General features: G+C 70.6%; 8 protein-coding genes. 6 read left to right on the forward strand and 2 right to left on the reverse strand.

The genetic code is table 11. The annotated features are described in order from the left end of the window. Positions 1 to 342: 342 nt before the first annotated feature. The 5 genes from ACFY12_RS01240 (at position 343) to ACFY12_RS01260 (ending at position 9,375) form a co-directional block, all read left to right on the forward strand. The gene (locus tag ACFY12_RS01240) at positions 343 to 2,346 is read left to right on the forward strand and encodes an alpha-1,4-glucan--maltose-1-phosphate maltosyltransferase (protein WP_390713608.1); all 2,004 of its coding nucleotides are present in this window, start codon (positions 343 to 345) and stop codon (positions 2,344 to 2,346) included. Beyond that, on the forward strand, positions 2,343 to 4,082 hold the full coding sequence (gene treS / locus ACFY12_RS01245; protein WP_390713609.1) for a maltose alpha-D-glucosyltransferase: 1,740 nt from the start codon (positions 2,343 to 2,345) through the stop codon (positions 4,080 to 4,082). The genes ACFY12_RS01240 and treS overlap by 4 nt, the downstream gene beginning before the upstream one ends. Positions 4,083 to 4,358: 276 nt before the next feature. Beyond that, entirely contained in the window at positions 4,359 to 5,867 is a 1,509-nt protein-coding gene (locus ACFY12_RS01250) for a maltokinase (protein WP_390713610.1), read from the forward strand. After that, positions 5,864 to 8,296: a 1,4-alpha-glucan branching enzyme gene (glgB, locus tag ACFY12_RS01255; protein WP_390713611.1), complete on the forward strand. Its 2,433-nt coding sequence runs from the start codon at positions 5,864 to 5,866 to the stop codon at positions 8,294 to 8,296. The genes ACFY12_RS01250 and glgB overlap by 4 nt, the downstream gene beginning before the upstream one ends. Positions 8,297 to 8,403: 107 nt before the next feature. Continuing rightward, on the forward strand, positions 8,404 to 9,375 hold the full coding sequence (locus ACFY12_RS01260; protein WP_390713612.1) for an SDR family NAD(P)-dependent oxidoreductase: 972 nt from the start codon (positions 8,404 to 8,406) through the stop codon (positions 9,373 to 9,375). 79 nt (positions 9,376 to 9,454) lie between these two features. Here the strand turns inward: ACFY12_RS01260 and ACFY12_RS01265 are convergent, their stop codons facing one another. Next, entirely contained in the window at positions 9,455 to 10,909 is a 1,455-nt protein-coding gene (locus ACFY12_RS01265) for an MFS transporter (protein ID WP_390713613.1), read from the reverse strand. Positions 10,910 to 10,999: 90 nt separating this feature from the next. Here ACFY12_RS01265 and ACFY12_RS01270 point away from each other — a divergent pair, with 90 nt between their 5' ends. After that, entirely contained in the window at positions 11,000 to 11,443 is a 444-nt protein-coding gene (locus ACFY12_RS01270; RefSeq protein ID WP_390713614.1) for a MarR family winged helix-turn-helix transcriptional regulator, read from the forward strand. A gap of 22 nt (positions 11,444 to 11,465) precedes the next feature. Here the strand turns inward: ACFY12_RS01270 and ACFY12_RS01275 are convergent, their stop codons facing one another. Continuing rightward, positions 11,466 to 12,878 carry a cation:dicarboxylate symporter family transporter gene (locus ACFY12_RS01275; protein ID WP_390713615.1) on the reverse strand — a complete coding sequence of 471 codons (1,413 nt, stop codon included), beginning with the start codon at positions 12,876 to 12,878 and terminating at the stop codon, positions 11,466 to 11,468. Positions 12,879 to 13,016 lie beyond the last annotated feature (138 nt).

Below are 13,016 nucleotides of genomic sequence, written 5' to 3' on the forward strand. Positions count from 1 at the left end.
GCGCGGCACCGGACTTCCGCACACCGCAACTCCGCTGTGATCAGACCGAGTTGAGGAGGCGACGCCGACCGTGTCAGCGCAGCCCCGCAGCCGCCCCGAGGACGGCGGCCGCACATCCGCCGTACCACGCCCGGTGCGCAGTTACGTACCGGTAGTTCACATGGCAGCGGATTTCCCGGCCACCGTCGGAGGGAAGGCTCACCGCGTACACCCCGGCCGGTCGCACCGTCCGCCAGCCGAGTGAAAGCGGACCCGAGCGCCCCTGTTCACACCCGGCCGCCCTGCCATGGAGCGGATACAAAGGACAAAACCCCGCAAAGCATCACAAGCCCAGGTGAGCCCATGATCGGTCGCATCCCTGTTCTGGACATCCGCCCGCAGATCGATTGCGGCCGCCGCCCGGCGAAGGCCGTGGTGGGCGAGGCCTTCGAGGTCTCGGCCACCGTCTTCCGCGAAGGCCATGACGCGGTCGCGGCCAACGTGGTGCTGCGCAACCCGGCCGGCCGCTGCGGCCCCTGGACCCCCATGCGGGAGCGGGTGCCCGGCACCGACCGCTGGAGCACCGAGGTCACCCCGGACGTCGAGGGCCGCTGGACCTTCACCGTGGAGGCCTGGTCCGACCCGCTCGCCACCTGGCGCCGGTACGCCGCGGTCAAGATCCCGGCGGACCTCGACACCGAGCTGGTCCTCGCCGAGGGCGCCCAGCTGCACGAGCGGGCGGCCACCGACGTCCCCAAGAGCGACGGCCGGGAGGCGGTGCTCGGCGCCGTGGACGCGCTGCGCGACCCGGGACTGCCACCCGCCGCCCGGCTCGCCGCGGCGCTCGCCCCCGAGGTCGTCGCGGCGCTGGAGCGCCACCCGCTGCGCGAACTGCTCACCGTCTCCCGCCCGATGCCACTGGCCGTGGAGCGCCGACGAGCCCTGTACGGCTCCTGGTACGAGCTCTTCCCGCGGTCCGAGGGCGCCGTCGTCACCGCGCGCGGCACCGCCGTCAGCGGCACCCTGCGCACCGCCGCCGAACGGCTGCCGGCCGTCGCCGCCATGGGCTTCGACGTGGTCTACCTGCCGCCCGTCCACCCCATCGGCACGTCCTTCCGCAAGGGCCCCAACAACAGCCTGTCCGCGGGCCCGGACGACGTCGGCTCCCCCTGGGCCATCGGCTCGGCGGCCGGCGGCCATGACGCCCTCCACCCGGACCTGGGCACCTTCGAGGACTTCGAGTACTTCGTCCGTACGGCCCGCGACCTGCGGATGGAGGTGGCCCTGGACTTCGCGCTGCAGTGCTCCCCCGACCATCCCTGGGTCACCCTGCACCCGCAGTGGTTCCACCACCGTGCGGACGGTTCGATCGCCTACGCCGAGAACCCGCCGAAGAAGTACCAGGACATCTACCCCCTGGCGTTCGACACCGACTTCCGCGGGCTGGTCCGGGAGACCGAGCGGGTGCTGCGCTTCTGGATGGCCAAGGGCGTACGGATCTTCCGGGTGGACAATCCGCACACCAAGCCGGTGGCGTTCTGGGAGAAGGTGCTCGGCGACATCAGCCGCACCGATCCGGACGTGCTCTTCCTCGCCGAGGCGTTCACCCGCCCCGCCATGCTGCACACCCTCGCCCAGATCGGCTTCCACCAGTCGTACACGTACTTCACCTGGCGCAACACCAAGCAGGAGCTCACCGAGTACCTCACCGAGCTGTCCGGTGAGAGCGCCGCCTACCTGCGGCCCAACCTCTTCGTGAACACCCCGGACATCCTGCACGCCTACCTCCAGGAGGGCGGCCGGGCCGCCTTCGAGATCCGTGCCGTGCTGGCCGCCACCCTCTCCCCCACGTGGGGCGTCTACGCCGGATACGAGCTCTGCGAGTCGATGCCGGTACGCCCGGGCAGCGAGGAGTACCTCGACTCGGAGAAGTACCAACTCAGGCCGCGCGACTGGGAAGCGGCGGCGAAGGAGGGGCGCACCATCGCCCCGCTGATCACCGCCCTCAACCGCATCCGCCGCCGGCACCCTGCCCTGCAACAGCTGCGCGATCTGCGCTTCCACCCGGTCGACAACGACGCCGTGCTCGCCTACTCCAAGCGCGCGAGCCACGGTGCGGGGGCCGACACGGTACTCACGGTGGTCAACCTCGACCCGCACCACACCCACGAGGCGACGGTGTCGTTGGACATGCCGGAACTCGGCCTCGGCCGGCACGAGTCCTTCCCGGTGCGCGACGAGCTCACCGGCGATACCTACCACTGGGGCAGGGACAACTATGTGCGCCTGGAGCCGGGCCGCTCGCCCGCGCCCGCTCATGTGCTGTCGCTGCGACCGTCCTCACCGATCGGAGGGTCACCCAATTGATCGTCAATGAGCCAGTCCCCGACACATTCGAGGACACCCCGGCGAAGGACCGCGATCCCGACTGGTTCAAAAGAGCCGTCTTCTACGAGGTCCTGGTGCGCTCCTTCCAGGACAGCAACGGCGACGGCATCGGCGACCTCAAAGGCCTCACCACCAAGCTGGACTATCTGCAGTGGCTGGGGGTGGACTGCCTCTGGGTCCCGCCGTTCTTCAAATCCCCGCTGCGGGACGGCGGTTACGATGTCGCGGACTACACCTCGGTACTCCCCGAATTCGGCGATCTGGCGGACTTCGTGGAATTCGTGGACGCCGCGCACCATCGCGGTATGCGGGTCATCATCGACATGGTGATGAACCACACCAGCGACCAGCACCCGTGGTTCCAGGAGTCGCGCAGCGACCCGGAGGGGCCGTACGGCGACTACTACGTCTGGGCGGACGACGACAAGCAGTACGCCGACGCCCGGATCATCTTCGTCGACACCGAGGCCTCCAACTGGACCTTCGACCCGGTCCGCAAGCAGTACTACTGGCACCGTTTCTTCTCCCACCAGCCGGACCTCAACTACGAGAACCCGGTGGTCCAGGAGGAGATGATCTCCGCCCTGCGGTTCTGGCTCGACCTGGGGATCGACGGGTTCCGGCTGGACGCGGTCCCGTACCTCTACGCCGAGGAGGGCACCAACTGCGAGAACCTGCCCGCCTCGCACGCCTTCCTCCGGCGGGTCCGGGCGGAGATCGACGCGCACTATCCGGACACCGTGCTGCTGGCCGAGGCCAATCAGTGGCCGGAGGACGTCGTCGACTACTTCGGCGACTACGCGGTCGGCGGCGACGAATGCCATATGGCGTTCCACTTCCCCGTGATGCCGCGCATCTTCATGGCGGTGCGCCGCGAATCGCGCTACCCGGTCTCGGAGGTCCTCGCCAAGACCCCGGCGATTCCGTCCGGCTGCCAGTGGGGCATCTTCCTGCGCAACCACGACGAGCTGACCCTCGAAATGGTCACGGACGAAGAGCGCGACTACATGTACGCGGAGTACGCCAAGGACCCGCGGATGCGCGCCAATATCGGTATCCGCCGGCGGCTGGCCCCTCTGCTCGACAACGACCGCAACCAGATCGAGCTGTTCACCGCCCTGCTGCTCTCCCTGCCCGGCTCGCCGATCCTCTATTACGGCGACGAGATCGGCATGGGCGACAACATCTGGCTCGGCGACCGGGACGCCGTGCGCACCCCGATGCAGTGGACCCCGGACCGCAACGCCGGATTCTCCTCCTGCGACCCGGGCCGCCTCTTCCTCCCCACCATCATGGATCCCGTCTACGGCTACCAGGTCACCAATGTCGAGGCGGCGATGAGCTCGCCGTCCTCGCTGCTGCACTGGACGCGCCGGATGATCGAGATCCGGAAGCAGAACCCGGCCTTCGGTCTCGGCAGCTACACCGAGCTGTCGTCCACCAACCCGGCGGTGCTGGCCTTCCTGCGGGCGTCACCGGGCACCGCCGGCGCGGACGACGACCTGGTGCTGTGCGTCCACAATTTCTCGCGGTTCGCCCAGCCGACGGAGCTGGACCTGCGGTCGTTCAGCGGCCGCCATCCGGTGGAGCTGATCGGCGGCGTCCACTTCCCGGCCATCGGGGAACTGCCGTATCTGCTGACGCTGGCGGGCCACGGGTTCTACTGGTTCCGTCTACGGAAGAACGCCGAACCGGCGACGAAGCCGCACCCATAGCGGGGGCGAATCCGTGACGGCGTCGAACGCGTGACGGCGTGGAACCCGTGACACACGCTGTCCGGCCGGCCCCCTGACGGGGGCAGGCGCCCAGCGCGCCGTCACCCCCGTCACCTCCCGTCCCCTCGGTCCTGCCCGGTACGCCCGGAGCACGTCCGGGGGGACGACGCCAGCCTCCGTACGGGGGTACCGCCACCGCGCCACCGCACAGTGAAGCCCGCATTCCGGGACACTTTGCCCTACCTGTCGTGTGCCCGGGGAAAGGACGCGACACCCATGCCGGACACCGCCCCGACCCGTGCCCCCCGCAACAGCCCGGACCGCCGCCCGCTCGTCACCGCCCCCGACCTGCTCTCCTCGCTCGTCCCCCTGCTGGCCGTATGGGTGCCGCGCCAGCGCTGGTTCGCCGGCAAAGGGCGGCTGATCACCGGCTTCACCCTGCTCTCGGCGACCGAACTGCTGCCGTGCACCGGCGGGGGCACCGCACCGGGACTGCTCCAGCTCCTCGTCCGGGCCCAGCAGAGCACCCCGCCGAGCCGCACCGCCGCCGACGGCGACTGCTACCAGCTCCTCCTCGGCGTGCACCCGGCACCGCCCCCGCAGCTGGCGCCGGCGGTGATCGGCCGGCCGGGCGGCGGCCCGCTGCGCGGCCGCACGGTCTATGACGCACTGCTCGACAACCGGCTCTGCGGCCTGCTGCTGGAACGGCTGCGGACGCCGGGACGGCTCGGCGCCCTGCGCTTCCACCGCGAGCCGGACGCGGACATCCCCTCCGGCCTGCCGGCCCGTCCCATCGCCGTCGAGCAGTCCAACTCCTCCCTCGTCTACGGCGAATCGTTCATCCTGAAGGTCTTCCGGAGGATCGAACCGGGCATCAACCCGGACCTGGAGCTGTCGCGGGCGCTGGCCGGCACCCCGTGCGCCCGGGTCCCCGCACCCGCCGCGTGGTTCGAGTCGGCGGCCACGGACGGGAGCGGGGAGGCGACGACGCTCGGTGTGCTCCAGCCGTTCCTGGCGGGATCGACGGACGGCTGGCAGCTGGCCCTCAACGCCCTGGCGGTACGCGCCGACTTCACCGGCCCGGCCCGAGCACTCGGGCACGCCACCGCGGAGGTGCACACCGCCCTCGCCCAGACCCTGCCGACCACCGAACTGCGCCGCCCGCAGCTGGAGGAGATCGCCGCCCGGATGCACCAGCGGCTGGCGGCCACCGCCCGCGCCGTGCCCGTACTCCAGCCCTACCGGGCGCGGTTGCGCACCGCCTTCGACGCTCTGGCTGCGGTGGGGCGCGACGGCCGGAGCTGGGCCGCCCAGCGCATCCACGGCGATCTGCACCTGGGCCAGACGCTGCGCTCCGCCGACGGGGGCCGCTGGTCGCTGATCGACTTCGAGGGCGAACCGGCCCGCCCGCTGGCCGAGCGGCGCCGCCTCCAGCCGGCGGTGCGCGATGTCGCGGCGATGCTGCGCTCCTTCGACTACGCGGCACGCAGCGGACCGGCCGGCGGGGACCCCTGGGCGCTGGACTGGGCCCAGCGCACCCGCGCCGCCTACTGCCGGGGATACGCCGAGGCCGGCGGGCTCGATCCTCGCTCGGCGCCGGAACTGATGCGTGCCTACGAGACCGACAAGGCCGTCTACGAGGTGCTCTACGAGGCCCGGCACCGGCCCGACTGGCTGTCCGTCCCGATGGCCGCGATCCGTCGGCTGGCGGCCGACGGCGAGCCGGCCGGGCACGCCCCGGGCCCCGACGCCCCACGCCCTTCCCACAGGAGGCCCCACCCATGAGATCCAGGCCCGCTCCCGCTCCCGCGACCGCACCGGCTCCGCCCCGTCCACCGGCTCCATCAGCGGCCCAGTCAGCGGCCCAGTCAGCGGCCCCCTCAGCAGCCCGGCCACCGGCCCAGTCACCGGCCCAGGAGCGCGCACACCCGCCATCGGCGTCGGCACCGGCGTCCGGCGGACGCGGAGTCCGAGCCGCCGCCCCACTCTCCCCCGAGGACCGCGGCCGACTCCTCTCCGGCACCCATCACGATCCCCACTCCCTCCTCGGCGCACACCCCGTACGCGGCGGGCTCCTCATCCGCGCCCTCCGCCCCTTCGCGAAGACCGTCACCGTCATCGCACCGGGCCTGCGCGCCACCCTGCACTCCGAGGGCGACGGCCTCTTCGCCGGCGTACTGCCCCTCCGCACCGTCCCCGCCTACGAACTCCTCCTCTCCTACGGCTCCCACGACTCCCATGACTCCCACGGCGACGACACCCTCCTGACCACCCACGACCCCTACCGTTTCCTGCCCGCGCTCGGCGAACTGGATCTGCACCTGTTCAGCGAGGGCCGGCACGAACAGCTCTGGCAGGCACTCGGCGCCCGGCCCATGGAGCACCAGGGCGTCACCGGCACCCGCTTCACCCTCTGGGCCCCCAACGCGCAAGGCGTCCGGGTACTGGGCGACTTCAACTACTGGGACGGCACCGCCTGCCCGATGCGCTCACTCGGCTCCTCCGGAGTCTGGGAACTCTTCCTCCCCGGCATCGGCGAGGGCGAGCTGTACAAGTTCGAGATCACCCGGCCGGACGGGTCGAAGACGGTACGCGCCGACCCGATGGCCCGGCGGACCGAATGCCCGCCCGCCACCGCCTCGGTCGTCACGGAGTCCCACTACCAGTGGCAGGACGCCGACTGGATGACCCGCCGCGGGCAGCGCCCCGTCCACGAGTCCCCGTTCTCCGTCTACGAGGTGCACCTCCCCTCCTGGCGCCCCGGCCTCACCTACCGCCAACTTGCAACCCAACTCCCCTCCTACATCAAGGACCTGGGCTTCACCCACGTGGAGTTCATGCCCCTCGCCGAGCACCCCTTCGGCGGCTCCTGGGGCTACCAGGTCACCGGCTTCTACGCCCCCACGGCCCGGATGGGCACCCCCGACGACTTCCGCTTCCTGATCGACGCCCTGCACCAGGCCGGCATCGGCGTACTGATGGACTGGGTGCCGGCACACTTCCCGCGCGACGACTGGGCACTGGCCGAGTTCGACGGCCGTCCGCTCTACGAGCCCCAGGACCCGGCGCGGGCCGCCCACCCCGACTGGGGCACCCTGGAATTCGACTACGGCCGCGCCGAGGTCCGTAACTTCCTGGTCGCCAACGCCGTGTACTGGTGCGAGGAGTTCCACATCGACGGACTGCGCGTGGACGCCGTCGCCTCCATGCTCTACCTCGACTACTCACGCGAGGACGGCCAGTGGAGCCCGAACGCGTACGGCGGCCGGGAGAACCTCGACGCCGTCGCCTTCCTCCAGGAGATGAACGCGACGGTCTACCGGCGCTGCCCCGGCATCGTCACCATCGCCGAGGAATCCACCGCCTGGGACGGCGTCACCCGGCCGACCGACCACGGCGGTCTCGGCTTCGGCCTGAAGTGGAACATGGGCTGGATGCACGACTCCCTCGTCTACATGTCCAAGGAGCCGGTGCACCGCAAGTACCACCACAACGAGATGACCTTCTCGATGGTGTACGCCCACAGCGAGAACTACGTCCTGCCCATCTCCCACGACGAAGTCGTCCACGGCAAGCGGTCCCTGGTCTCCAAGATGCCCGGCGACTGGTGGCAGCAGCGCGCCAACCACCGCGCGTACCTGGGCTTCATGTGGGCCCACCCGGGCAAGCAACTCCTCTTCATGGGCCAGGAGTTCGCCCAGGGCGCGGAGTGGGCGGAGAGCCACGGCCCGGACTGGTGGCTGCTCGACCCGTCGTACGAGGCCGAGCCGGACCACCGCGGCGTCCGCGACCTGGTCCGCGACCTGAACCACCACTACGCCGCCACCCCCGCCCTCTGGGAGCGCGACACCGACCCATCCGGATTCAGCTGGATCGACGGCAACGCCAGCGAGGACAACGTCTTCTCCTTCCTCCGCTTCTCCGCACGGGACCACCGCCCGGACCGTTCAGACCCTGGAGAAGGCGCCCCTCTCCTCTCGGTCACCAACCTCTCCCCCGTCGTACGCCACATCTACCGCCTCGGCGTCCCGGACCTCCACCCCGCCCTCCCCGCCTGGCACGAGATCCTCAACACCGACGCCCCCCGCTACGGCGGCAGCGGCATCACCAACCCCGGCCCCCTCAAGCCCGAGCCCCTCCCCTGGAACGGCCGCCCCACATCCCTCTCCGTCACCCTGCCCCCACTGGCGACCATCTGGCTGCGGCCTGTCTAGTGGTGTGACCTGCCTCCGCGCTGCCGAGGGGCGTCGAGGAGCCGCAGGCGTTCGCCTCGTTGCCCGGACTTGAGCTGGACCGCGCTCTAGCTCCTATCGTCGCCGCCATGACCACCACTGATCAGCAGCCGCTCGGCTCGCCCTTCTCCGCCACCAGCACCGCCGAGGACGTCATGGCCGGCCTCGGCCTTTCCGGCGTCACCGCCGTCGTGACCGGGGGCTACTCCGGACTCGGTCTGGAAACCACCCGTGGCCTGGCGGCCGCAGGGGCCCGGGTCATCGTCCCGGCGCGCCGGCCCGGCGTCGCCCGCGACGCTCTCAAGGACGTGGACGGCTGCGAAGTCATCCCCATGGATCTCACCGACTTCGGCAGCGTGCGCGCCGCCGCCGCACAGATCGGCGACACCCTCGACAGGCTCGACCTCCTCATGGCCATCGCCGGCGTCATGGCCACCCCTGAGCGACGCGTCGGACCCGGCTGGGAAGGCCAGCTCGCCGGCAACCACTTCGGGCACTTCACACTCGCCTGCGAGCTCTATCCGCTCCTGGCCGCCGCTGACGGTGCGCGCGTCGTCGTCAACAGCTCCGCCGGACACACCCTGACCGGCATACGCTGGCAGGACCCGCACTTCCGCACCGGCTACGACAAGTGGCTTGCCTACGGCCAGTCCAAGACCGCCAACTCCCTCTTCGCCGTGCAGCTCGACGCCCTCGGGCGCGACGACGGTGTCCGGGCGTTCGCGCTCCACCCGGGCAAGATCATTACCGGCCTCCAGCGGGAGATGACTCCCCAGGAGCAGATCGAACGCGGCTGGGTTGACGAGCACGGCAACGTGATCGGCGCCGACTTCAAGACACCCTCCCAAGGCGCCGCCACCGGTCTCTGGGCAGCCACGTCTCCGCTCCTCGACGGTCGCGGCGGGCTCTACCTCGAGGACTGCGACGTCGCGCGCGTCTCCGCCCCCGCCGAGCCCATGGACGACGGCGGCGTCCGTGAGTACGCCATCGCCCCCGACGCGGCCGCACGGCTATGGGAACTGTCCGCCGCGGCGACCGGCGCCACCCCGATCACGCGCTGAACCCGAGCTCCGCACTCGCGACCCAGGGGGCAGGTCACCGCGTCGCACCCCGGCGCGGGGCGTCAGGCCTGGGGGCTGCCTACGACAAGACGTCGTCGCCGTCGGTCCGTTCCCGTAGCCGGACCTCGTCGGCGGGCAGGCGCTCCGCGGGCGTGAGCCGGGTGGATCGGGCGGGCAGGAACCAGGCAAGGGCCGCGGCGAGGACACAGAAGCCGGCGGAGATCCACAGCACCGTGGTGTAGCCGCCCACCGCTGGTTGGCCGTCACCGCTGACATGAGCGGCCAGGATGGTGGCGGTGAGCGCGCTGCCCAGGGAGAAGCCGGTGAAGCGGACCACCTGGTAGAAGCCCATCGCGCTGCCTGTCTCCCGGGCGGGGATTGCCTGCACGATCAATCCGGGAATCGCGGCGAAGGTGGTGCCCAGTCCCACTCCCAGGACACCCGTCATGGCGAAGGCCTGCCACAGGGCACCGTGGAAGACGGCGAAGAATCCGCAGCCCAGCGCGGCTACGAGGCACCCCATCGTCAGCACCGCCCGGATTCCTACGCGTGTCACCAAGGTTGGCAGAGTGCGGGAGCTGATCAGCATGAAGAAGGACAGGGGGACGAGGACGAGGCCGGCCACGACGGCCGATGCGGAGAACCCGAATCCGCCCGAGCGCGGGGACTGCACGAACTCCGTCACCCCCGAAAGCACCATGTACATCGCGACGCCGAGCACCATGGCGCAGGCATCGGCGGAAAGCACGGACGGACGGCGCAGCAGACGCAGCTGAACCAGCGGGTTCTCGGCGCGCAGCTGCTGCACGGCCCAAGCCGCGAAGAGCACTGCCCCGGCGGCCAACAGGCCGATGATCGCCGGCGAACTCCAACCCCACTGTGTCCCCTCTGCCACTGCCACCAGTGCGGTGACCAGCGCCAGTGCGAGCGTCACGGCGCCGACCCGGTCGAGCCGGTCAGGGGCGCTGCGCCGCGCGCTCGACGGTACGACTGCGGCGACACAGAGCAACGCGAGGCCGGACACGATCGTGCCGAACCAGTACGCACCCGCCAGTCCCCATGCCTCGGCGAGCAACCCGCTGATCGGGTAACCGGCACCGAGGCCGGCCCCCGCCGACACCGACAGCAGCGCGATCATCGGCGCCACCTCGGCCTGCGGCAGTTCGTCCCGGGCGGTGGCCATCGCCAGCGGCGCCAGCCCGAGCCCGACGCCCTGTAGTCCGCGTCCGACGAGCAGCGTCCCCAAGCCGCCGGCCAGCGCGGCCACGACACCGCCCGCCGTGACCACGGCCAAGCCGCCGAGCAACGTCACTCGCCGCCGCGGGCCGTCGCCGAGCCGGCCCAGGACCGGGGAACTCGCCGCGCCGACCAGCAGCGCCACGGTCAGCGACCACTGCGCCGTGCTCAGCGACTCATGAAAATCGCGAGCAACAGTGGGGATCAGCGGAGCACCGAACGAGCTGATGATGCTGGAGACCAGCGTGGCCAGCACCAGCACCGGCCCGATCAGCGCGCTGCGACGCCTCCCGGCCATGAGCACCATGAGACTCCCAGGGTAAGTGCGTGCGACTTGCACGCAATAACCCTACGCTCATTCCGTGCGGTTCGCACGTATTATTTGTGGATGGCACATAGCGGTTTGGCACGGGACCTGGAACAAGCGCTGGGACAGCTGTTGCTGCGGCGCAACCGGAGCGCGCTCTACGACGCGGTCCTCGACTCGGCACCGGCGGGGGTCGATCGTCAGACCTACCCGGTGCTCAGCGGGCTCGCTCGGCTCGGACCGCAATCGGCGGCACGGCTCGCCGACGAGGTCGGTATCGACCGATCCGGCACAAGTCGCTATGCCGACCGGCTCGAAGGAGCGGGACTGCTCGAGCGCAGTCCCGACCCCTGCGACGGCCGGGCCACCCTGCTCGCATTGACGCCCAAGGGTCACGCCACGGTCGCTGGGCTCCGCAACGCGCTGACCCAGCACCTCGCGGACCGGATCGCGGACTGGCCCGACTGGCAGGCGCAGGCGTTGATCGACGGCATTCGCCTGCTCATCGACACGCCCCCGGACTGATGCGATGAAGGGGCCTGACGGACTATGCGCGCGGTGCGAGTTCCGCGGGCGTCCCGGTGGCCGGGGGGTCGGCCGCGGTGGCGCCGGAGGAGCCGCCGTGTGCGGTGTCGGTGGCGAGGGACTTTTCGTCGAACGGGAGGCGGCCGGCAAGTACTTCGGCCGCCTGGGAGCGGTCGAACTCCTTGGTCCAGGTGCCGACCAGGACGGTGGCGACCGCGTTGCCCGCGAAGTTGGTCAGGGCGCGGGCCTCGCTCATGAAGCGGTCGATGCCGACGATCAGGCCGACGCCGTCGACGAGTTCGGGGCGGTGGGACTGGAGGCCGCCGGCGAGCGTCGCCAGGCCGGCGCCGGTGACTCCGGCGGCGCCCTTGGAGGCGATGATCATGAAGACGAGGAGGGAGATCTGCTGGCTGAGGGAGAGCGGTTTGCCCATCGCCTCGGCCACGAACAGCGCGGACATCGTGAGGTAGATCGCGGTGCCGTCGAGGTTGAAGCTGTAGCCGGTCGGGACGGTGATGCCGACGACCGGCTTGCTGACGCCCAGGTGCTCCATCTTGGCGATGAGGCGCGGCAGGGCGGATTCCGAGGAGGAGGTGGAGAGGATGAGCAGGAATTCGCGGGCCAGGTACTTCAGCAGGAGGAAGATGTTGACGCCGGCGACGAGGCGGAGCAGCGCGCCGAGGACGACGATCACGAACAGCAGGCAGGTGGTGTAGAAGCCGACCATGATGATGAACAGGGACTTCAGCGCGTCCAGGCCGGTCGCGCCGACCACCGCCGCGATCGCGCCGAAGGCGCCCACCGGCGCCACCCACATGATCATGGACAGCACCCGGAAGACCAGCTTCTGGACGTGCCCGATGCCGCGCAGCACCGGTTCCCCGGCCGGGCCCAGCGTCTGGAGGCCGAAGCCGACCAGCAGCGCCACCAGCAGCGTCTGCAGTACCTCGCCCTGGGTGAAGGCGGAGACCAGCGTGGTGGGGATCATGCCGAGCAGGAACTGGGGCAGCGATTCGGCGTTCCCGGACGTCTGGGACTGGCCGGCGTGCCGTACGGCCTCGGTGAGGTGGAGGCCGGAGCCGGGCTCCAGGAGGTTGCCGACGACCAGGCCGATGGCGAGGGCGACGGTCGACATCACCATGAAGTAGCCGAGGGCCAGTCCGCCCACCGCGCCGACCTTGGCGGCCTTACGGACCGAGCCGACGCCCAGCACGATGGTGCAGAAGATGACCGGCGAGATCATCATCTTGATCAGGTTCACGAACCCGGTACCGAGCGGCTTCAGTTCGACGGCGACGCCGGGGGCGGCGAAGCCGACGGCGATACCCAGCAGCACCGCGCCGATGACGGCGAGGTAGAGGAAGTGCGTGCGGTCCCGCTTCGGGGGCGCGGAATCCTCCGTGCTTCCCCCGGACGGTGGGGTCTGTGCGGCCACGGGCTGCCTCCTCGGTCTGCGGTTGTGCGGTGATCTGCGGCTCGGCCGCACAACGAGTCCCGGCGACTATGCACTCCGTTGCGGCACCCGTCACCCTTACGTACATTTCGTTCACGTAAATGTGACCGTGCAGACTGT

The organism is Streptomyces sp. NPDC001339, from assembly GCF_042895955.1.
Classification (GTDB): Bacteria; Actinomycetota; Actinomycetes; order Streptomycetales; family Streptomycetaceae; genus Streptomyces.

What these genes read in the sequence shown, in the direction of transcription:
- ACFY12_RS01240 (WP_390713608.1), top strand. Translation starts at nt 343, where the DNA reads ATGATCGGTCGCATCCCTGTTCTGGACATCCGCCCGCAGATCGATTGC.
- ACFY12_RS01250 (WP_390713610.1), top strand. Translation starts at nt 4,359, where the DNA reads ATGCCGGACACCGCCCCGACCCGTGCCCCCCGCAACAGCCCGGACCGC.
- glgB (WP_390713611.1), top strand. Translation starts at nt 5,864, where the DNA reads ATGAGATCCAGGCCCGCTCCCGCTCCCGCGACCGCACCGGCTCCGCCC.
- ACFY12_RS01260 (WP_390713612.1), top strand. Translation starts at nt 8,404, where the DNA reads ATGACCACCACTGATCAGCAGCCGCTCGGCTCGCCCTTCTCCGCCACC.
- ACFY12_RS01265 (WP_390713613.1), bottom strand. Translation starts at nt 10,909, where the DNA reads ATGGCCGGGAGGCGTCGCAGCGCGCTGATCGGGCCGGTGCTGGTGCTG.
- ACFY12_RS01270 (WP_390713614.1), top strand. Translation starts at nt 11,000, where the DNA reads ATGGCACATAGCGGTTTGGCACGGGACCTGGAACAAGCGCTGGGACAG.